This is a genomic window from Dactylosporangium aurantiacum (assembly GCF_000716715.1).
Lineage (GTDB): Bacteria > Actinomycetota > Actinomycetes > Mycobacteriales > Micromonosporaceae > Dactylosporangium > Dactylosporangium aurantiacum.
Genome location: NZ_JNYJ01000002.1, coordinates 233,237 through 253,302 on the forward strand (window position 1 = coordinate 233,237; position 20,066 = coordinate 253,302).

17 protein-coding genes are annotated in these 20,066 nt (G+C 70.3%); 6 read left to right on the plus strand and 11 right to left on the minus strand.

Features of this window, described 5'->3' with window-relative positions; genetic code table 11:
• Positions 1-4: 4 nt before the first annotated feature.
• The 8 genes from OP18_RS03295 to OP18_RS03330 all read right to left on the minus strand — a co-directional run bounded on the left by OP18_RS03295 (position 5) and on the right by OP18_RS03330 (position 9,896).
• Positions 5-688 carry an ATP-binding cassette domain-containing protein gene (locus OP18_RS03295; protein ID WP_033357152.1) on the minus strand — a complete coding sequence of 228 codons (684 nt, stop codon included), beginning with the start codon at positions 686-688 and terminating at the stop codon, positions 5-7.
• Positions 681-1,541, minus strand: a complete 861-nt coding sequence (urtD, locus tag OP18_RS03300) for an urea ABC transporter ATP-binding protein UrtD (RefSeq protein WP_081970260.1) — start codon at positions 1,539-1,541, stop codon at positions 681-683. Before urtD ends, OP18_RS03295 begins: the two co-directional genes overlap by 8 nt.
• Positions 1,538-2,632 carry an urea ABC transporter permease subunit UrtC gene (urtC, locus tag OP18_RS03305; protein WP_033357153.1) on the minus strand — a complete coding sequence of 365 codons (1,095 nt, stop codon included), beginning with the start codon at positions 2,630-2,632 and terminating at the stop codon, positions 1,538-1,540. Before urtC ends, urtD begins: the two co-directional genes overlap by 4 nt.
• Positions 2,629-3,513 (minus strand): urea ABC transporter permease subunit UrtB, encoded by an 885-nt coding sequence (gene urtB / locus OP18_RS03310; RefSeq protein ID WP_033357154.1) that lies wholly within the window; start codon positions 3,511-3,513, stop codon positions 2,629-2,631. Before urtB ends, urtC begins: the two co-directional genes overlap by 4 nt.
• A 112-nt stretch (positions 3,514-3,625) precedes the next feature.
• The gene (gene urtA, locus OP18_RS03315) at positions 3,626-4,924 is read right to left on the minus strand and encodes an urea ABC transporter substrate-binding protein (RefSeq protein WP_033357155.1); all 1,299 of its coding nucleotides are present in this window, start codon (positions 4,922-4,924) and stop codon (positions 3,626-3,628) included.
• Between the two features lie 528 nt (positions 4,925-5,452).
• The gene (locus tag OP18_RS03320; RefSeq protein ID WP_081970262.1) at positions 5,453-7,600 is read right to left on the minus strand and encodes a transglycosylase domain-containing protein; all 2,148 of its coding nucleotides are present in this window, start codon (positions 7,598-7,600) and stop codon (positions 5,453-5,455) included.
• A 182-nt stretch (positions 7,601-7,782) separates the two neighbouring features.
• A complete protein-coding gene (locus tag OP18_RS03325; RefSeq protein ID WP_033357156.1) occupies positions 7,783-7,989 on the minus strand; it encodes a hypothetical protein in 207 nt (68 codons plus the stop codon).
• A gap of 188 nt (positions 7,990-8,177) precedes the next feature.
• Positions 8,178-9,896, minus strand: a complete 1,719-nt coding sequence (locus OP18_RS03330; RefSeq protein ID WP_211273431.1) for a helix-turn-helix domain-containing protein — start codon at positions 9,894-9,896, stop codon at positions 8,178-8,180.
• Positions 9,897-10,352: 456 nt separating this feature from the next.
• Between OP18_RS03330 and OP18_RS03335 the strand changes: the two genes are divergently transcribed.
• Complete coding sequence (locus tag OP18_RS03335) at positions 10,353-10,631, plus strand: hypothetical protein (protein ID WP_156089263.1); 279 nt, start codon at positions 10,353-10,355, stop codon at positions 10,629-10,631.
• A 59-nt stretch (positions 10,632-10,690) separates the two neighbouring features.
• Here OP18_RS03335 and OP18_RS03340 read toward each other — a convergent pair whose 3' ends face one another.
• The gene (locus OP18_RS03340; protein ID WP_245635234.1) at positions 10,691-12,211 is read right to left on the minus strand and encodes a DUF4153 domain-containing protein; all 1,521 of its coding nucleotides are present in this window, start codon (positions 12,209-12,211) and stop codon (positions 10,691-10,693) included.
• Positions 12,212-12,346: 135 nt separating this feature from the next.
• Between OP18_RS03340 and OP18_RS60250 the strand changes: the two genes are divergently transcribed.
• The 5 genes from OP18_RS60250 to OP18_RS03355 all read left to right on the plus strand — a co-directional run bounded on the left by OP18_RS60250 (position 12,347) and on the right by OP18_RS03355 (position 17,695).
• Positions 12,347-12,814 carry a hypothetical protein gene (locus OP18_RS60250; protein WP_245635235.1) on the plus strand — a complete coding sequence of 156 codons (468 nt, stop codon included), beginning with the start codon at positions 12,347-12,349 and terminating at the stop codon, positions 12,812-12,814.
• A gap of 493 nt (positions 12,815-13,307) precedes the next feature.
• On the plus strand, positions 13,308-14,327 hold the full coding sequence (locus OP18_RS03345; RefSeq protein ID WP_033357159.1) for a LacI family DNA-binding transcriptional regulator: 1,020 nt from the start codon (positions 13,308-13,310) through the stop codon (positions 14,325-14,327).
• Positions 14,328-14,632: 305 nt separating this feature from the next.
• Entirely contained in the window at positions 14,633-15,796 is a 1,164-nt protein-coding gene (locus OP18_RS03350; RefSeq protein WP_033357160.1) for a GH12 family glycosyl hydrolase domain-containing protein, read from the plus strand.
• 135 nt (positions 15,797-15,931) lie between these two features.
• Positions 15,932-16,054 (plus strand): hypothetical protein, encoded by a 123-nt coding sequence (locus tag OP18_RS61715; RefSeq protein WP_260709533.1) that lies wholly within the window; start codon positions 15,932-15,934, stop codon positions 16,052-16,054.
• 189 nt (positions 16,055-16,243) lie between these two features.
• Entirely contained in the window at positions 16,244-17,695 is a 1,452-nt protein-coding gene (locus tag OP18_RS03355; RefSeq protein ID WP_033357161.1) for a pectinesterase family protein, read from the plus strand.
• Between the two features lie 136 nt (positions 17,696-17,831).
• Here the strand turns inward: OP18_RS03355 and OP18_RS03360 are convergent, their stop codons facing one another.
• Both OP18_RS03360 and OP18_RS03365 read right to left on the minus strand, forming a co-directional pair.
• Positions 17,832-18,431: a response regulator gene (locus tag OP18_RS03360; RefSeq protein WP_389250508.1), complete on the minus strand. Its 600-nt coding sequence runs from the start codon at positions 18,429-18,431 to the stop codon at positions 17,832-17,834.
• A gap of 115 nt (positions 18,432-18,546) precedes the next feature.
• Positions 18,547-19,773, minus strand: coding sequence for a sensor histidine kinase (locus tag OP18_RS03365; RefSeq protein WP_033357162.1), 1,227 nt, complete (start codon positions 19,771-19,773; stop codon positions 18,547-18,549).
• Between the last annotated feature and the right edge of the window lie 293 nt (positions 19,774-20,066).

Consider the following 20,066-nt stretch of genomic DNA (forward strand, 5'->3'; position numbering starts at 1 on the left):
CGGCTCAGATCGCCATGGCGGCCCGCACGGTGGAGACGGCTGCCGAGCCCCCCTCGTCGGTATGGGTGACGAAGCCCGAGGCGAGCACGACGTAACGCTCGGCGGCCTCGAGGGCGAAGCCGATGTGCTGCTCGACGAGCAGCACGTTGATGCCCTCGGCGGCCAGCTGCACGATGGTGCGCTCGATCTCGGCGACGATCGTGGGCTGGATGCCTTCGGTCGGCTCGTCGAGGATGAGCAGCTTCGGCTCGGTGATGAGGGCGCGGGCGATCGCGAGCTGCTGGCGCTGCCCGCCCGAGAGCAGGCCTGCCTTGCGGGCGGCGAACTGCTCCAACGCGGGGAAGCGAGCCAGCTGCGCGTCGATGAGAGCCTTGCCGCCCCGGCGTCCGTCGGCGACGAGCTGCAGATTCTCCAGGGTGGTGAGCTGCCCGAACGCCTGCTGGCCCTGCGGCACGTACGCCATGCCGCGAGCGACGCGCTTGTTGGGGGCCAGCGACGAGATGTCCTCGCCGTCGAAGCGCACGTGGCCCTTCGTCGGCTTGATGAGCCCGATCGCGACCCGCAGCAGCGTCGTCTTGCCGGCACCGTTGTGGCCGAGCACGGCCACGACCTTCCCGGCCGGCACCGTCACGCCGTGCAGCACCCGCGTGCGCCCGTAGCCGGCCTCGATGTCGGTGAGCTCAAGCATGTGAGTCCTCCTCCTGCAGCTGCGTCCCGGCTGACTCCGTCGGCGAGCTTGCGAGCGCCTCGGCGGCCTCGTCGGGCACGGCCGACATGGCGGCGGTGGTCGCGGCTCCGGCGGTGCCGAGGTAGACCTCCTGCACCTTGGGGTCGGCCTGCACCTCGGCCACTGACCCGTGCGAGAGCACCTTGCCCTGGTGCAGCACCGTCACGCGGGTGGCGAAGCGGCGCATGAAGTCCATGTCGTGCTCGACCACCAGCACGATGCGCTTCGCCGCGATGCGCTGCAGGAGCTCGCCGGTCGCGGTGCGCTCGTCGTGGCTCATCCCGGCGACGGGCTCGTCGAGCAGCAGCACCCTCGCGTCCTGTACGAGCAGCATCGCGATCTCCAGCCACTGCTTCTGGCCGTGCGACAGGATGCCGGCCGGGGTGGCGAGCTCGTCGGTGAGCCCTGTCTCCTCGAGCGCCTGCATGATCGACGGGTCGACGCCACGCCGGGTCCGTAGCAGCGAGGCCCAGTGGCGGTGGCGTCCGGCGGCGATGTCGAGGTTCTGCAGCACCGAGAGCTCGTTGAAGACGCTCGCGGTCTGGAACGTGCGGCCGACCCCGAGCCGGACGATCTTGTGCACCGGCCGGCCGAGCAGCTCCTGCTCGCCGAGCCGCGCCGACCCGGTGGCCGCGGACAGCCCTGTGATGGCGTCGATGCAGGTCGTCTTGCCGGCCCCGTTCGGGCCGATGAGGAACCGGACCTCGCCGGGGTGCGCGTCGAAGGATACGCCGCCGACCGCGACGAAGCCCGAGAACTCGACGCGGAGGTCCGTGACGACGAGCGAGTCGCCTGAGGAAGTGGGCCCGGTCATGACGTCGCCTCCTCGAGCTGCAGGGGCGTGGTGGCCGCCGCGGGCCGCTCGGCGGGGCCCCGTCGCGCTGCCGTGAACTTGGCCAGCACCGACGACAGTCCTTTCGGCAGGAAGAGGATGACGACGATGAACAGCAGGCCGATGATGTACGTCCAGCCCTCGGGCCAGGTGGAGCCGAGGCTCGACTGCCCCCAGCCGACCGCCATCGCACCGAGCGCGGGGCCGAAGAGCGAGGCGCGGCCGCCGAAGGCGACGCCCGCGATCATGAGGATCGAGGCGGCGGCACCGATCTCGGCCGGGGTGATGATGCCGACGATGGGCACGAACATCGCGCCGCCGATGCTTGCCATCAGCGCCGCGCCGACGAACGCGACGAGCTTGATGTTGGCCGGGTCGTAGCCGAGGAAGCGCACGCGCTCCTCGGCGTCCCGGGTGGCGACGAGGAGCTCGCCGAAGCGGCTGCGGTAGAGCTGCCGCACCACGAGCAGGCAGACGACGAGCAGCGCGGCCGTGATGAGGTACACCATCTGCCGGTTCGCCGGGTCGTTCAGCACGAAACCGAAGAAGTACTTGAAGTCGCTGAGCCCGGTGTCGCCGCCGGTCTCGCGGATCGTGGAGCTGATCAGGGTGGCGAGCGCGACGGCGAGCGCCTGCGTCAGGATCGCGAAGTACGCGCCCTTCACGCGGCGCTTGAACAGCGCGTAGCCGAGGATGCCGGCCGTGACCATCGGCAGCAGCACGATCGCCAGCAGGGTGAACGCGGCACTGCGGAACGGCTCCCAGAACGCCGGGAGCGGCGCGAGCGGGTCGTAGAGCACCATGAACCCCGGCACCCCGTCACCGGCGGTCTCCAGCGTGAGGTGCATGGCCATCGAGTAGGCACCGAGGGCGAAGAACACCCCCTGGCCCATGACCAGCATCCCGCCCCGGCCCCACGCCAGGCCGATGCCGACGGCGGCGATCGCCCAGCAGCAGTACTTGCCGAGGTTGCTGAGCCAGTGATCGGTGAGCACGAGGGGAGCGACCGCGAGGAGCAGGACGGCGAACACCCCGATGCCGCCGAGTGAGAGGTGTGGCTTCAGTTTGGTCATACCAGACTCCTGGTTCGCACCGTGAACAGGCCCTGCGGGCGCACCTGCAGGAAGACGATCACGAGGATGAAGGCAAGCACCTGCGCGAGGCTGCCGGTCGTCCAGTAGGCGAAGCACGACAGGCCGACGCCGACGGCCCACGCGGCGATGATGGTGCCCTTGAGCTGACCGATGCCGCCGGCGGCGACGACGAGGAAGGCCGGGATGATGTACTGCGCGCCCATCTGGGAGTTCGTGCCACCGATGAGCGACGCGGCCACGCCGGCGACCCCGGCCAGTCCCGACCCGACGAAGAAGGTCAGGCGGTCGACGGTGCGGGTGGAGATCCCCGCGGTCTCGGCGAGGTCCCGGTGCTGCACGGTCGCCCGGATGCGGCGGCCGAAGGAGGTGTACTTGAGCCAGGCCGCCAGCGCGGCGACGCAGACGGTCGCGAGCACGATGGTGAACACCTGCCGCAGCGGCCAGTCGTAGCCGAGGATGGTCAGCTGCCCGTCGAGCCAGCGTGGCTTCTCCACCGGGACGCCCTGGGACGGGAAGATCTGCAGCGCCGCCTGTTGCAGGATCAGGCTGACACCGACCGTGACGAGCAGGGTGTCGAGCGGCCTGCGGTACATCCACTGGATGATGCTGACCTCCAGCAGCAGGCCGAACAGTCCGGCGACGACGAACGCGACCGGCAGCGCGACCGGGATCGACAGGTCGCTGGAGTCGATGACCTGCTGGACGAGGTAGGCGGTGAAGGCGCCGATCATGAGGAACTCGCCGTGGGCCATGTTGATCACGCCCATCTGACCGAACGTGAGCGAGAGGCCGAGCGCGGCGAGCAGGAGCAGCGCACCCTGTGCGCTGCCGTTCAGCAGCGGTGGGATCAATGCGTCCACGTGCTCTCGCTCTCTGTGCGGGGGTGGGTGTGGGGGTGGTCAGGATCCGGGTCCGCGGGGTTGCCTGCCGCAGGCGACACGCAACCCCGCGTCCGGGTGGGGCTGGGGCCGATCAGCCCGCGGCCTTCACGAGCTGGTCACGGACGCTCGCCGGGAACCAGTCGTAGCCCTTGAGGAACGGGTCGGGCGTGATGAACTTGTCGGAGGACCAGACGATGTCGAACTGGTTGCTGGCGTTGATCCGGCCGATGTGACCCGGCTTCGAGATGTGGTGGTTCTCGCCGTCGAGCGTGACGGTGCCCTCCGGCGCGGCGAACGTGATGGTGTTCTTCTTCGCCGCGGCGTTCACCGCGGTGACGTCGAACGAGCCGGCCGCCTCGACGAGAGCCTTGTACAGGTACAGCGAGATGTAGGCGGCCTCCATCGGGTCGGAGGTGACGCCGCTGCTCTTGGGGTAGGCCTTCCAGCTGTCGATGAACTTCGGGTTGGTGTCGGTCTTGAGCGACTGGAAGTAGTTCCAGGACGCGTAGTGGCCGGTGACCTCGTGGCCCATGGCCGGCGCCTCCTCCTCGGCGATCGACACCGAGATGATCGGTGTCGTCGCGGCGGTGAGGCCGGCGTCGTAGTAGGCCTTGATGAAGCCGACGTTCGACGAGCCGTTGATGGTGTTGAAGATGAAGTCCGGCTTGGCCGCCTTGATCTTCGCCACCTGGGTGGTCCAGTCGTCCTTGTCGAGGGGGACGTACTCCTCACCGACGATCTCGATGCCGAGCTTGGCCGCGTAGAGCTTGATGATCGCGTTCGCGGTGCGCGGGAAGACGTAGTCGCTGCCGGCGAGGAACAGCTTCTTCACCCCCTTGGAGGCGAGGAAGTCCATCGCCGGGATGATCTGCTGGTTGGTGGTCGCGCCGGTGTAGTAGATGTTCGGCGACGCCTCGAGGCCCTCGTACTGCACCGGGTAGAAGAAGAGGCCGTTGTTCTTCTCGACGACCGGCTTGACGGCCTTGCGGGAGGACGAGGTCCAGCCGCCGAAGATCGCGCCGACGCAGTCCTGGGTGAGCAGCTTCTCGGTCTTCTCCGCGAAGGTGGGCCAGTCGGTGGCGCCGTCTTCCTGGATGTACTGGATCTTCTTGCCGAGGATGCCGCCGCCGGCGTTGATCTCGTCGGCGGCCATGTGCAGCACGTTGGAGACGGTCTTCTCGGAGATCGCCATGCCGCCGGTGAGGGAGTTGAGGAAGCCGAGCTTGATGGTGCTGCCCGAGGTGTCGACGCAACTGGGTCCGGCCGACTTGGTGCTGGCCGTCTTCTCGTCGCCGGCGCGGGCGCCGCAGCCGGCGAGCACGAGGGCGACGGTCGTCGCGAAGGCGCCCGTGGCGGCGAGGGTGCGCAGCCGCTTGCTGGTGGTGGACATATGCGGGAACTCCGTTCCTGGTCAAGGAGGCGTGCCGCCGGGGTCGCGGCACAACGGATGGTGCGGATGTTCATGTCCCGGGCAAGTCGCCGGCGTCCCAAGCGCCGAGCCCGGTGTCGCCAACGAGGTGCAGCCGGCTGCTGCAGGTGAGAGCAGAGTGGTCCAGTGTCATTGCTCTGACATTTCTCGACCGTTCCAACCATGTAACCGCCGCCCGGTATCGCCGTGCCGGCCTCGTGAATGCACGCGAAATCGCGGAGGGGGGATGTCAGAGTTCTGCCGCGCTCGGGATGAGGGCTGAACGATGGCACACTTCTGACATCCGGGACGGCCGATGCGCCGCCGCCCGCCGGGACGGTGTCGCGTCACCGGCGGGCGGCCCAGGACGCGCTGCGCCGCCGTCCTGCCCGCCCGTCCAGCCGTCCCCGCGGCGCGACCGCCGGCCCTGGCTCACGAGCGCCGTCCGGCTCGGTGCGGCGCCGTTCGGGGGCCGTCGTGCTCCCGCTCCGCTCCCTCAGCGGGACGTGGTCAGCCGCCGAACGCCCTGGCGTGGCTCGGCGCGGTGAAGTTCACCGCGGGCACGCCGGCAAGGGCGCCCTTGAGCGTGTACGCGACCGCGTTGTTGATGACCGGGTGCGACATCGTCTTGTCGGTCTGCGGGTTGTCGGGGTCGGTGACGATGCCGGCGACCGCGAGCTGCTTGGCCATCACGACGAACGTCGCGCTCTTTTCGCTGTCGGTGGTGCCGGTCTTGCCGGCGACGGGCCGGTCGACCTGGCCGCGGACGCCGGCGGCCGTACCACCGGCGGGGCACGCGTTGAACGCGGACTGGTCGCCGACCGGGCAGCGGGCCATGTCCACGGCGGCGCGGGCCACGTCCGGGTCGACCACCTGCTTGCACTGCGGGCTCCCGGCGTCGATCGTGTTGCCGGTGTAGTCCCGGATCTCGACGATCGGGGTCGGGGCGCAGAACTTGCCGTCGGCGGCCAGGGTGGCATAGGCGTTGGCGAGGTCCAGCGGGGTCGTGTCCGACACGCCCAGCGTGAAGGCGCCCCACTGGTGGGCGTCCGCGGCCAGCTCGGCGTCGTGCGAGGACCGGAACCGGATGCCCAGCCGCTGCGCCACGTCGACCACCTTCTCGGCGCCGACCTTCTGCTGCAGCGGCACGAAGTACGTGTTCAGCGACATGCCGAAGCTCTGCCACATGTTGAAGTCGCCGGCCTGGTCGCCCGAGTTCTTCGGGCAGTAGTGCGCCCCGTTGCAGGCGGTGGGGCTGCCGGGGTCGACCGGATAGTCGGACACGAACTGTTTCTGGACGTTCTCGGTGTGCGACAGCGGCAGACCTGCCTCCAGCGCGGCGACCGCGGAGAACACCTTGAACGACGATCCGGCCTGATAGCCGGCGATCTCCGAGCCGCCGGTGATGAGCGGGACCGTCGTGTTGGGATAGTTGCCCTTCTGCCCCTTCTTCGCCGGGTTGGTACTGGGCCCGTTGCGGGTCTGGTCGTTGCTGAAGTTGCGGTTCGTCGCGAGGGCCTGCACCCGCCCGGTGCCCGGCTCGACCGCGGCGAGCATGACCGCATCAGCGTCGCCGATCTTGACGGAGCTGCCGGCGCCCGGCTGGTTCTGGGCGTACTTGAACGCGGCGGCCTGGGCCTGCACGCTCATCGAGCTGACGATGGTGTAGCCGCCGGAGCGCAGCTTGTTCTGCCGCTCGTACGCGTCGGCGCCGAACGCCGGCTGCTCGAGCCACCACCGGCGCAGGTAGTCGCACATGAAGCCGGCGCCGAGGTCGGGGCGCTGGACGGCCTCGCAGCCCTCGGGGGTCCGCCGGCCGACGATCGTGAGCTCGGTGGCCGCCGCCTCGTCGGCCTGCTGCCTGGTGATGTGGCCCATCGTCACCATCTGGTCGAGCACGTACTTCTGCCGTTCCAGCGCGCGTGGCAGGCCGTCGGCCGTGGCCGGGTCGTTGGTCGTCGGGGCCTTCACCAGGCCGGCGATCAGCGCGGCCTCCGGCAGCGTGAGGTCCTTCGGGTCCTTGTTGAAGTAGACATGCGACGCGGCGAAGATGCCGTACGCGCCGTGGCCGTAGGACGAGATGTTCAGGTACCGCTCCAGGATCTGCTCCTTGGAGAGCTTCTTCTCCAGCGCGACCGCGAGCTTCATCTCGCGCACCTTGCGCGCCGGCGTCTTGTCGGTGGCCTCCACGACCTCCCGCGGCGTGCGCGCGGTGTAGGCGGAGACCTGCCGCACGTACTGCATCGTCAGCGTCGAGGCGCCCTGCTGGTCGCCGCCGTTCTGGTTGTTCACGAACGCGCGGGCCACACCCTTCGCGTCCACCCCGTGGTGCTGGTAGAACCGGGTGTCCTCGGCGGCCACGATCGCCTGCGCCATGACCGGCGCGACGTCGGTGATCGGCACGTCCCGCCGGTTCTCGTCGTACATCATCGCCAGCAGCGTCTGACCGTCGCTGGCGTAGATGTACGAGATCTGCGGCGCCGGCAGCACGTCGAACGTGGTCGGCAGGCGCTCGAAGTGGTCGGCGCCGGTCTTGGCGGCCAGGCCCGACACGGCCAGCGCCGGGAACGTCGCGGCGGCCAGCACCACGCCGGCGAGCAGCCCGCACAGCAGCAGCGACGAAACGGCGGACAGCACACCACGGCCACGCAAACGCATACAGATACCCCAGGGTTTCGCCGGCGACGCAGTCCCAATCGCTGCAAGCCGTACCCAACCCGATGCTTTGCGACACGTGACACTTTGCACATGGATCGGCCGTAGTCGTCCATTGCGGACCGTATCGGTCGCGGCCGGGTCGGCGTGGACCTACCCGGCCGGCTCGGGGCGCGGTGTTCCCCTCAGTCGCAGTCGTGTCCGCTTTTCGACTTCGATCCGCTCTTCGACTTGCTCTTGCTGCTGCCACCGCTCTTCCCGCCTGGTTTGCCGGCGATGCTCATGGTGATGGTGTCGCAGGTGCCGCCCGAGACGAGGTCGCAGGCGCCGAGGGCGGGCGTGAGCAGCAGGGCCGCGAAGGCGGCGATGATGGCTTTGCGGGTGCGGGTCATGGCGGTTTCCGTCCGTGGTCGGCGCTGTTCTCGGACATGATGCACGGCGTTGCCGATTCCGGAGATCAGGTCGCCGACACACGGATGCGGCGTTGCTCACGCATCCATCCAGCAGGGCGCGGACGGCGCCGTCGACGAACCTGCGACACCCTCGCCCCCCGCCGCAGGCTCTGAGGCTGGGAGGAATGTCACAGGTCGCTGTAGCGGATCATGACGGGGGTTTCGGTCAGGGTGAGCTCGGCGCCGCCGGCCAGGGGCTCCGTCGTGCCGTCGAGTCGGAGCAGCGCCTCCGCCGTGGCCTCGGCGTGCAGGCGTACCGAGCCGGTGTGGGTCCAGCGGATGACGGCGCGCCGGTTGCCGGCCGGGGTCGGCACGACGAACTCGCACTGCCACGCGTGCTCGGGCAGGCCGGCGGGCTGGCCGTGGCCGCAGGAGCGGATCTGCGCGCCGGCGAGCCAGCGCTGCAGCTGCTGCACGGCGAGGGCGGCCTCGGTCGGCTCGCCCTCGTCGGCCTGCAGCACGATGGGGATCTTCGTGCCGCCCCAGTTGTAGAAGTACATGCGGTTCAGGTTCGTGGTGCGGGCGAGCAGCCCGACGAGGTAGAAGCGGACGGCGTAGTCGCGGGCGCGGGCCCGGTCGAGCTGGCCCTCCAGCGGGATTTCGTACGTCGTGCCCGTGTTCCACAGCGGCGGGTGCAGGCCGGCCTCGTGGAAGAGCCGGTCGATCTGCGTGGTCAGCTCCAGCATCGTCTCCGGCGGGTCCTCCGGCGAGCGCTGGTGCAGCTTGACGGCGGCGGCGTGGCAGTACTCGTAGCCGCCGAGCCGGGCGAACTCCCGCAGCACCTGCTGGCCCTCGGCGCTCCACAGGTTGCCCATGCCCGGGCAGACCACGGTGGCGGCGGGATCGGTGGCGCGGATGATCGCGCTGCCCCGGCGGGTCATCTCGACCAGGGTTTCGACGCTGCCGCTGTACATCCGGGCGTCGTTGGCGAGCACCCACAGCTCGTAGGCGGCGATGCGGCCCTTGTACCGGCCGACCAGCGCGCTGACGTACGCGTCCCACACCGCCAGGTCGTCCGGCGGCGACGACTTCGCGTTGTCCGGGTAGACCGACCGCTTGCCGTTGGGCGCCGCCCAGGCCGGCGTGCCACCCATCGTGTAGAGCACCGGCAGCCTGGCGGCGGCGGCCCCGTCGACGAGCCGGTCCAGGATCGTCCAGTCGAACCGGTCCCGCGCCAGGTGCACCCGCGACCAGCGCGTCTCGCTGTCCCACAGGCGCACCGCGCCGACGGTGAACCCCGGCATGTGCCCGGTCCCGCTGTTGATCGTCACCCCGAAGTACTCCGGCGGGACCGGTCGCGCGGGGAGCGTCCAGCTCGGGCCGCTGATCCACTGCGGGGTCGCGCTCGGCGGCGCGGTCTGCTGCCGGTCCTCCCTGCCCCGCCACCACACCGCCGTCACCGCACCCGCCAGCACCAGCAGCGCCGCGGCCAGCCCGGCGTACAGGGCGAGGCGCCGCGGCGCCGGTGCAACGGCGGCCTTCGACGAGGCGGCGGGTGCTGCGGTGGCGGCGGGTTCGGAGCCGGCGGCGGGTTCTGGGCCGGCGGCGGGTTCTGGGCCGGCGGCGGGTTCTGGGCCGGCGGCCGGGTCTGCGATGGCGGCCGGGTCTTGTCGCGGGGCCGCGGCCCACAGCGGATAGAGCCGGTCGAGCTCGTCACGGTCCGCCCCGCACGCCGTGGCGATCCGCTCCACCGTGCCGAAGTCCTGCGGCACCGCCGCCCCGGCGACGAACCGGTGCACCGCCGACTTGCTCAGGTTGGTCTTCTGCCCGATGCGGGCATAGCTGAGCCCACTGCGGTCCTTCAGTGCGGTCAGCAGCGCGGCAAGCTCGCCGGGACGGTGCGGCATCGCCGTCATCTCCATGTGTCGGGGCGGGCTGCATCCTATCGACCGTCCCAAGACCGCAACATCCCCGCAGGTCAGTCCGTTTCCACCGTCCCGCCGTCCCAGATCGGTCCCGGCGTCTGGCGCCCGTACCACGGCGTTGACAGACTGCCAGCGCGGTGGCCCGCACCGTTGGGGGAGCGGCGGCCCGGCCACCGGCGACGGTGACCGGATGCGGAACGGGGGCATCCGGTCACCGTCCGTCTCGAGCGCGGCACCGACGGGTTCCCACGCGAAATGCACGGGTGCTGAAACCGGAGGCGGCCACGCCGGCGGCGCGACCTGCGGTGTCCTGGTCGGCGGCGCCTTCGTCTGGGGCCGGGCTCGGCAGGAGACGGGACCCGGGTCGGAAGCGCGGCCGGGGTCTCGTCGTCGCCGGAGGTGGGGTCGCTGACCGCGGCGGTGGCCAGCAGGGCCAGGATGAGCAGCCACGTGCGGGGCCCTGTCGTCGGCGAAGGAGCCGGCGAGACCCGCCGCGCTCGGGCGGCCGGCTCGGTGGCGAGCGCCGCGGCGGTCTGCTCGACCGTGATGGCGTCCATGCCGACCTCGACGGCGGTGTTACGGGAGTGGACGCCGGTGGCGGGGCGCGGCATCATGCCGGCGACGACCCGGATGAGGTCAAGGCCTTCACCCAGCGTCGTCAAGCAGGCGAAGGCCGGGCTGGAGGCGAACCTCGCGAAGGCGACCCGCACGGTGTGAACGCAGCCGAACGGCCCGGACCGGGCCGCCGCCGTGCTGGGGCGGCCCGGGGCGGCGCGTCAGCGTGTCTTCGGCAGGTCGAACTGGTCGGCCCGCTGGCAGTCGCTCGAGCCGCCGATTCCGGACGAGCCCACGCGCTCCAGGGCGTCGCGGGCGTTTTCGCGGCCGAGGTTCCAGCCGTACCACGGGTCCGGCTCGTCCAGGTCGTCGACGATCCAGCTCAGCGTGCAGCGACGGACCGAGTCAGGGAGGGTCGACAGGGCCGGGGTGGCGTCGGAGGACAGGGCGCGCAGGTACCAGGCGTCGATCTTGCCGGTCTCCTGGTAACGCGCGATGTTGCGGCGGGCCGCGTAGTCCTCCGGGTTGAGCACCGCGAGGGTGAGCAGCATGACGACCGCGAGACCGACGGTCGTCGACGGGATCCAGGTGCCGCGCCACCTGATGCCGGCCACCATGACCATGACGAAGACGGTGCCGAGGAGCAGCTCGAACGCCATCACGAAGATGCGCTCGCCGGTGAAGCTGTAGACCTTCTGGTAGGCGTACATGCGGGACAACGCCGACACCACGATCACGATGCTCAGCGACGAGAGCAGGCCGAGCAGCGTGCGCAGCAGGATGCGGTCGGCCCGGTCCTCGCGGCTGGCCCAGCGGGTCACGCCGCCCAGCACGGCGATCGTCAGCACAGTGACGGTCGCCAGCTGCCAGAAGCCGCTGCGGGCGTATTCGGCGTAGGTGAGGCCGGCGGTCTGCAGCACGTGGTGCTGGCCGCCGAACAGGACGGTGGCCTGCACGACGACGAATCCGCTGTACAGCAGGACCAGCGCCCCGATCGGCAGCCCCCACTCCAGGCGGCGCAGCCGCGCGGTGCCCGGCTTGTCGATGGTGGACAGGTCCGGCGGCGCGGCGACGGTGTAGACGGCCGCGACGGCGATCAGCGCGCAGAGGATGAACAGGAACACGCGGCCGACGCTGACCGTCGGCACGACGGCGGAGAGCACCTGCGAGAACGCGGCGTCGGCGGAGGAGAGCAGCGCGCCGAAGACCAGCACGAAGAACACAGTGATGACGACCGACCAGGCGACGCGCTGGGTGTGGCGGGGCTTGCCGTGCCGGTCGCCGGTGGCGCTGAGGTGCTTGGCCACCCACGGGATGCCGCGCAAGGCCGCGAACGGCGCCGCCACGAGGCTGAACAGTATGGAGCGGACGCGTTGGCCGCCGACGATGGCCAGGGCGGCGCAGCCGAGCGCTCCCAGCACACAGAACGTGACGAGCCACCAGGCGTTGCGGAACGCCAGCACCGACAGCAGGACGACCGCGGAGCCGGCCCAGACGGCCCGCATCGCACGGTCGGCCTTCGGCAGCGCTGCGGCGGCCGGCCAGATGCCGGCGATGACGGCGGCGACGAGCGCGAACCCGCCGAGGAACCAGCCGATGCCGACCCGCATGCCGGGCAGGACGATCGCGGCGACGAGTCCGCCGGCGAGCACGGCGACCGGTACGCGCCAGCCGCTCGCGGGCTCCGGCCCGGGCCAACGTGCTTCCAGGAACCCGGGCGGCAGCGGTCGCGGCGGCCCCATGACCCGCGGAACGGTCTGATAGGGCGGGAACGGGGGCACTACAGGATGCGGCGGGAAGGGCGCGGCGTACGGCGGCGCGAAAGGCCGTGTTGCCGACTGGTGCTGCGCCGGCGGCGGTGCGACAGCATCCTCGTCGTGTCCCTCGTCTTCTTCCTCGTCGTGTTCCTCGTCGTGTTCCTCGTCTTCTTCGAGCTCGTCGTCGGGCGATTCCTCAACAGGCGCGGCGGCAGCGGCCGCGACGGGCGTGACCGGCTCGGCGACGGGCGTGACTGGCTCGGGCTCAACGGGCGCGGCCGTCATGCCCTCGGCAGGTTTGGCCGTCGCGCCCGGGACCAGCGGCACGAACACGGCGAATCCCGGGGTCCCCGCGGGAATCGTCACGGGAATCGCCCACGTCTGCCCCTCGGCGGTGCCGGGCCAGGCGACCGGCTGCGGCCGTCCATCGCCGCCGGGCATGACCAGCAGATACGGTACGGCCACGGGCGGTTGGGCGGGTGGATCGACTTCGTCAGGTACGGCGTCGGTCATTGGGTAGCTCCACGTGTCGGTGGACAGTTGCCGGACCGGGCCCGTGCGCACCGTCCGTCGCCGTCCCACCGATGAGCGCTGATCGGCGGATTGTCACGAACAGTGACAGCGCGTAACACGGCTGTGCGGAGATGGCGGGGGCCTGGCGCCAACTGACGCTTTGGTCCGGACCGGATTTTCCCTGCATGGCCCGGCGGCAGGGATCATGGCACGGCGGCCCGGCCGCGGACCAGCCCGTGGCGCACACCTGGGACGGTGGGACGTTGCACCACCGTCCACCTGCGAAGACGCGGCTTCCCGGGACGAGGCGCCGGGCAGTCCGGCGCGGAGAGCCGGCGGTGTGCGCCGGCAGCCCGACGACTGTCCAGGTACGGCTCGACGTGGTCAGCGCCGCTGGGAGGCGTCTGGGGCGAGCTTGTTCGAGGGTGCCGAAGGTCCGGGAGTCCATCCGAGGAACGCCTCCTGGGATGCGCGGCCCCGGGTGTGGGCCGACGGTGGCCCGCACCCTCCTCGTACTCTTTGTCGGCGCACCGTTCGTGGCGCGGCGGCACCGGCGAAGGGACGATGCATGGCAACGGCGGCGGGTTCGTCCCGACGGCAGCCCACGCTCGCCGAGGTTGCCGCGCGGGCCGGCGTGTCGATGACCGCAGCGTCACGGGTGATCAACAATGCGCCGCACGTGAGCCGCGCCAAGCGGGAAGCCGTGGAGAAGGCCATCAGGGAGCTGGGGTACGCGCCCAGCCGTAGCGCCCGGGCGCTGGCCACGCGCAAGAGCGGCGTGGTCGCCCTGGCCGTCTCCGGTGACGACCCCGCCCTCTTCGCCGATCCGTTCTTCGCGCATGTCATCGTCGGTATCTCGGCGGCCCTGGAGGAGACCGACCTGCACCTGCTGCTGTGTCTGGGCGCATCCGGACGGGCCCAGACACGGTTCAAGAGCCTGCTCGGCACCCGCGCGGTCGACGGCGTCATGCTCATCGCGCTGCGCGGCGACGATCCGCTCGTCCACCTCGTGGAGCGCTCCGGCCTGCCCACCGTCTACGGCGGCCGGCCGCTGCACGGCGAGCCCGCCTGGTACGTCGACGCGGACAACCGGGGTGGTGCCCGCACGGGCACCGACCACCTGATCGGGCTCGGACGCACCCGCATCGCCACGATCACCGGTCTGTCCGACACGGAGGTCAGCGAGTCCAGATACCACGGGTACCGCGATGCGATGGCCGTCGCCGGCCTGGCACCGCACGCCGTGCGGGCCGGTGACTTCACCGTCGCCGGCGGCGCCGCGGCGATGACGGAGCTGCTGGACACCCGCGCGGACCTCGACGCGGTGTTCGTCGCCAACGACAACATGGCGGCGGGCGCGGTGCGGGTGCTCCGCGAGCGTGGTCGCCGGGTCCCCGACGACGTGGCCGTCGTAGGGTTCGACGACCTCGAGATCGCGACCCGCACGGAGCCGCCGCTGACCACGGTGCACCAGCCGGTGCGAGCCTTGGGCACGGAGATGGCCCGGATGCTCACGGCGTTGCTGGCGGGGCAGGAGCCCAGCCCGCTGATCCTGCCCACGCGCCTGGTGGTCCGCGAGTCGGCCTGAAACGCTCCGCATCACGGCCGGCGGCGCAGATCGCCGGCGCCGCCGGAGCCGATCCGGACCGGAAACCCGACCGCTGATCAGGCGAGCTGAAACTTTCAACGTCCGGCGGGCGTGTCGCATGCCCCGACCTCGATGCATCTGAGGGGTCCACCGCCCGGGCGATCGATGGTTGCGTCCGCGCCGCCCGGCCGCTACACAAGGCCGGTAGCGCTTCCACACCACATCACCTGCAACAACCCGGCATTCGGCACATCGTTCCCGGAAGCGGTTCCAGTCCGCCGTTCGCAGCCACTCAGGAGGAATACATGAGACGACTCTCCGTCGTCGTCGCCGCGGCGCTCATCGCCGTCGGCAGTGCTGTCGCCGTCGGGGTGGCCGCGCCCGCCGCCCTCGCCGACACCCAGATCTGCACCAAGTACGGGTCGACGTCCATCCAGGGCGGTAAGTACATCGTCCAGAACAATGTCTGGGGCGACGACACCACCCAGTGCATCAACGTGACGAACACCGGGTTCTCGGTCACCTCGGCTGTGCACAACCTGCCGCAGAACGGCGCCCCCGCCGCGTATCCCTCCATCTACGCCGGGTGCCACTACGGCAACTGCACCTCCGGCAGCGGCCTGCCCCTGCGGGTCAGCGACAGCCGGTTCTCCACGATCTCGACCAGCGTCAGCATGAGCTATCCGAACAACGGCAGCGTGTACGACGCCTCCTATGACGTCTGGTTCGACCCGACCCCCCGCACGGACGGCCAGAACACCGGCGCCGAGTTGATGGTGTGGCTCAACAAGACCGGGTCCGTGCACGCCGCCGGCTCGCAGGTGGGAACGGTCAACCTCGCGGGTGCGAACTGGGAGGTCTGGTACGCCAACTACGGCTGGAACGTCGTGTCCTACGTCCGGCAGGGCTCGACCTCCTCGATCAACTTCAACATCGCGACCTTCTACCGCGACATGCTCAACCGCGGGTACGCACAGAACTCCTGGTACATCACCAGCGTGCAGGCCGGATTCGAGCCCTGGGTCAACGGCACCGGCCTCGCCGTCAACAACTTCTCCTACAGCATCGGCGGCGGTAGCGACCCGGGGCAGGGCAAGCGGATCGTCGGCGCGCAGTCCGGCCGGTGCGTGGACGTGCCCAACAGCTCGCAGAGCGCGGGCACCCGCGTGCAGTTGTGGGACTGCAACGGTCAGGCGAACCAGTCGTGGACGTACACCTCCGGCAAGCAGCTGCAGGTGTACGGCAACATGTGCCTGGACGCCAACGGCAAGGGCACCAGCAACGGCACCGCCGTGATCATCTGGAGCTGCAACGGGCAGTCGAACCAGCAGTGGAACGTCAACTCCAACGGCACCATCACCGGGGTGCAGTCGGGGTTGTGCCTGGACGCCCCCGGCACGGCCAACGGGACACAGCTGCAACTGTGGTCCTGCGGTGGACAGGCCAACCAGCGGTTCAGCCTCAGCTGACCGGACAGTGCCTCGCAGGCGGCCCGCGCGGCAGCCGGCGAGGCACCTGCCCCCGGCAACGACCCGCTCGGCCTCCTCGACCAAGACCAAAGCCTCCTGGAGTGCTCCCGGCGGCTCGGCTGGGCGCTGGACACCGTGAAACGCCACGCCCGCGCCGCCACGGCCGGGCAACGGCAACGCCCGCCGCGCTCCCGCGACACCCTCGTCGACCCGTTCCGGCACCACCTGCGCCGCCGCCTGCGAGTCCTGCTCGCATGAGACGGACCGCTTCCGGGGAGTCCGGAAACATTGACATGTTTCATCGGAATTCCTACGATCGAGGAAAGCGTTTTCCTCGTTGGGGCCACGCCTCCTTGAGCGCGTGCGAGGTGCGGAAACCTCCACAAGGTGATTGTCGCGCCGGCCGCGTGCCGTCCGACGGTTGCCCCGTTCCCTTTGGGAGTTCTGATGAACCCGGTCCGCAACCGTCCCGGCGGGCGTCTGTGGCGGCTGCCCGCCATCATCGGTCTCGCGCTCGCGCTCGCCCTCGCCGCCGGCGTTGCGGTGTCCGCCGTCACCACGGCGAACGCCGCGACGATCGACACCGGCGCATGGTACGTCATCGTCAACCGCAACAGCGGCAAGGCGATGGACATGTGGGAGTGGTCGACCGCCGACGGCGGCAACCTCCGGCAGTACACGCGTACCGATGCGGTGAACCAGCAGTTCCAGTTCGTCGACGTGGGCGCGGGCTACTACCAGTTGAAGAACCGAAACAGCGGCAAGGTCATCGCGGTGCCCAGCGCCACCGACGGTGCGCAGGTCATCCAGACCACCGCAAGCACCGACACCAAGCAGCACTTCGCCGTGAAGGACTCCGCCGGCGGGTATGTGCGGTTCATCAGCCGGCACTCGGGTAAGGCGCTGGACCTGTGGGAGTGGTCGGTCGCCGACGGCGGCATGGTCGCGCAGTACGCCGATCTCGACGGATACAACCAGCAGTGGCAGATGGTCAAGGTCGGCTCCGTCACGACGACCCCGCCGACGGTGGCGGCGGACGGCACGGGCACGTACTCGACGGTGCAGGCTGCTATCAACGCGGTTCCGACGAACAACACCACACGGCGGGTGATCACCATCAAGCCGGGCACCTACCGCGAGATCGTGACCATCCCGGCGAACAAGCCGTACATCACGCTGCAGGGGCTCGGTTCCTCGCCGAGCCAGGTGAACATCATCAACAACCACGGCGCGAACAACTACGGCACGTTCAACAGCGCCACCGTGTTCATCAACGGGCACGACTTCACCGCGACGAACCTGCAGTTCGCGAACGACTTCGACGAGACCAACGCCGGCAGCGGCACCCAGGCCGTGGCGGTCAACGACGCCGCCGACCGGTCGACGTTCGACAACGTCCGGTTCATCGGCGACCAGGACACGCTGCTGGTCAACTCCGGCGCCCGGTCGTACTTCGTGAACTCCTACATCGAGGGCACCGTCGACTTCATCTTCGGCGACGGCACCGCGGTGTTCAACAACTGCTCGATCTACGAGAAGCGCTCCACCAGTGGCCCGCTGACCGCGGCCCGGACGCCCTCCACGCAGACCTACGGCTTCCTGATCTACCGGTCGACGATCACCGGTGCGGTGGCCGGCAAGACCCAGCTCGGCCGGCCCTGGGGCCCCGCCGCGCAGGTCGTCTACCGGGAGTCGAACCTGAGCAACACGATCGCCACCAGCCAGCCGTGGATCGACATGTCCGGCAACCCCTGGCAGAACGCCCGGTTCTACGAGTACAAGAACACCGGTCCGGGCGCGACGGTGAACAGCAACCGCCGGCAGATGAGCGACTCGATGGCGGCCAACTACACGCCGCAGAAGTACCTCGCGGGTTCCGACGGCTGGAACCCGATGTAACGCCGCACCCCCGCCCCGGCTGTCGCGCCGCGTACGGCGGCCAGCCGCTGCGGGCGGGTTCGACACAAGAATGTCCCTGTTCGCGGAAAAAGTCGCACCGCGCGCCCGCGCCCGCCAGTCCGAGAGGCTTCCGGTGTCAGCCGGTGAGGCCGGCGTCGTGGGCGAGTAGGGCGACCTGCGTACGGTTGTTGAGATCGAGTTTGGTGAGTATGCGGGAAATGTGCGCTTTCACGGTGGCCACGCTCATGAACAGCTCGCCCGCGATCTCGGCGTTGGACTTGCCCCGCCCGACGGCGACGGCGACCTCGCGTTCGCGTTCGCTGAGCTGATGCAGCGCGGTGGTGGCGTGCTGATGCCGGGCGGCGGCGCCGGTGTCGCTGAGATGGGCGATGAGCCGTCGGGTGACGGTCGGCGACAGGATGGGTTCGCCGGCCGCGACCCGCGCGATGGCGCGCAGGATCTCGGCGGGTGGCGTGTGTTTGAGCAGGAAGCCGCTGGCCCCGGCGCGCAGGGCGCGCAGGACGTGCTCGTCGGCGTCGAAGGTGGTCAGGACGATGACCTCGGGTGGGTCGGGTCGGGCGCGGAGTCGTTCGGTGGCGGCGAGGCCGTCGAGGGTGGGCATGCGGATGTCCATCAGCACCACGTCCGGGGCGTATGCGTCGACGGCGGCGGCTACCTCGCTTCCGTCGCCGGCCTCGCCCACCACGGCGATGTCCGGCGAGCCGCCGATGACCATGGTGAGGCCGGCCCGCACGAGCGGGTCGTCGTCGACGATGAGGACCCGCACCGGTGCGTTCACGTTGGGCTCCTTGTCCGTGGTCACCTGGGCCGGGGGCCGGTTCCGACCGCGATCAGAGGGTAGGCCACGGTAGCCAGGCCCTGAGCCGGAAGTCACCGGCGGGGGTGAGGCCGTGTTCGAGGCGTCCGCCGGCGAGGACGGCCCGTTCGGCGAGCCCGATGAGGCCGATGCCGGCGCCGGGGATGCCGGCAGGGCTGGTCTCGGCCGGGTACGGGTTGCGAATCTCGACGGTTACGCCGTCGCCCGGGGTTGCCCGGACGGTGACGGCCACTTCGCCTTCGGGGGCGTGCTTGCGGGCGTTGGTCAGCCCCTCCTGCACGATCCGGTAAGCGCTGCGCCCCACACCGGCCGGTACGGCGGAAAGCGCGTCGGTCTGCCAGTCGAGCCGTATCCGCATCCCGGCGCGCCGCGATTGGTCGACGAGGTCAGGGAGGTCGGCCAGGGTGGGCTGCGGCCGTTCCGGCGTCTCGTCGGACCGGTCGACACCGGCGCGGAGGACGCCGATCACCTCCCGAAGGTCCTCCAGTGCCTGGTAGGCGCTCTCGCGGACCACACCGGCGGCACGGGCGACCTCCTCGGGCGCGGCGTCGGGGCGTAGCTCCAGCGCCCCGGCGTGCAGACTCAGCAGGGACAGGCGGTGGGCGAGCACGTCGTGCATCTCCCGGGCGATCCGGTTGCGTTCGCCCTGGCGGGCTTCGGCGACGCGCAGTTCCTGTTCGGCCTCGACCCGCCCGGCCCGCTCCCGCAGCGACTGGCGTCGGGCCCGCACAAACATGCCCCAGGCGAGTACCGCGGCCGCGAAGACGACGCCCAGCACGATGTCCGACGGAGAACCGACTGGGACGTCGGGTCGAACCAGCAGCGTCAGGAACGGGACGAGCGCGTACCCAGCCACGATCGGGGCGACCACCGCGAAGCGCCGGTGCACCGCGACGGTGAACAGCGCGATGATCGCCGCGCCCGAGGCGGACGTCGCGTAGACGCCGACCACACCGGCGACCACGGCGAGGCCGACCGGCCAGCGCCGGCGCAGCCACACCCCCAGACTGCACAGGCCGCCGAGAACGAGGTCGACAGTGAGCGGGACCGGGGCGACGTGCTGCGCGAGGCCGTCGCCCAGGGCGAGCACCATGAGGCCGACGGCCAGCAGGAAACACACGGCATCGACCACCCGGCCGCGGATCGTGCGCCCGGCCGGGCGTACCGGATCGTGGTCAGCATCGCTGGTCACACCCGCCGGTAGCGGGCTGCGATCCGGCGGGTCCGCCGGGGCCGTCATGATCAAAGGGTACGGCCCGGCCGGGCCCCACGGCATCCGACCAAAGTCGATCCCGAGGTGTAGACCTTCGGCCCACCACCATCGACCTTGGCTCGTGGCGGCGTATCCGGCCGCTCCAGCAATCTGTCCCACAGCACCGGAACGGCAGCCAAAGAAGACTCCGAAACCAACTCCGACCATTCCTGCGCCACGAATGACGTGGTGCTTGCACCGGTCATCCGACCGCAACGAAGGAGCGAGAGATGAGATCACCGCACAACCCCGCCACCGCGCTGAATCCCGGCACGTGCCCG

Excerpts from the sequence above, each read along its gene's own strand:
- OP18_RS03295 (WP_033357152.1), bottom strand. The coding sequence starts at position 688 with ATGCTTGAGCTCACCGACATCGAGGCCGGCTACGGGCGCACGCGGGTG.
- urtD (WP_081970260.1), bottom strand. The coding sequence starts at position 1,541 with ATGACCGGGCCCACTTCCTCAGGCGACTCGCTCGTCGTCACGGACCTC.
- urtC (WP_033357153.1), bottom strand. The coding sequence starts at position 2,632 with ATGACCAAACTGAAGCCACACCTCTCACTCGGCGGCATCGGGGTGTTC.
- urtA (WP_033357155.1), bottom strand. The coding sequence starts at position 4,924 with ATGTCCACCACCAGCAAGCGGCTGCGCACCCTCGCCGCCACGGGCGCC.
- OP18_RS03320 (WP_081970262.1), bottom strand. The coding sequence starts at position 7,600 with ATGCGTTTGCGTGGCCGTGGTGTGCTGTCCGCCGTTTCGTCGCTGCTG.
- OP18_RS03325 (WP_033357156.1), bottom strand. The coding sequence starts at position 7,989 with ATGACCCGCACCCGCAAAGCCATCATCGCCGCCTTCGCGGCCCTGCTG.
- OP18_RS03330 (WP_211273431.1), bottom strand. The coding sequence starts at position 9,896 with ATGCCGCACCGTCCCGGCGAGCTTGCCGCGCTGCTGACCGCACTGAAG.
- OP18_RS03335 (WP_156089263.1), top strand. The coding sequence starts at position 10,353 with ATGAGCAGCCACGTGCGGGGCCCTGTCGTCGGCGAAGGAGCCGGCGAG.
- OP18_RS03340 (WP_245635234.1), bottom strand. The coding sequence starts at position 12,211 with ATGGGGCCGCCGCGACCGCTGCCGCCCGGGTTCCTGGAAGCACGTTGG.
- OP18_RS03345 (WP_033357159.1), top strand. The coding sequence starts at position 13,308 with ATGGCAACGGCGGCGGGTTCGTCCCGACGGCAGCCCACGCTCGCCGAG.
- OP18_RS03350 (WP_033357160.1), top strand. The coding sequence starts at position 14,633 with ATGAGACGACTCTCCGTCGTCGTCGCCGCGGCGCTCATCGCCGTCGGC.
- OP18_RS03355 (WP_033357161.1), top strand. The coding sequence starts at position 16,244 with ATGAACCCGGTCCGCAACCGTCCCGGCGGGCGTCTGTGGCGGCTGCCC.
- OP18_RS03360 (WP_389250508.1), bottom strand. The coding sequence starts at position 18,431 with ATGGTCATCGGCGGCTCGCCGGACATCGCCGTGGTGGGCGAGGCCGGC.
- OP18_RS03365 (WP_033357162.1), bottom strand. The coding sequence starts at position 19,773 with ATGACGGCCCCGGCGGACCCGCCGGATCGCAGCCCGCTACCGGCGGGT.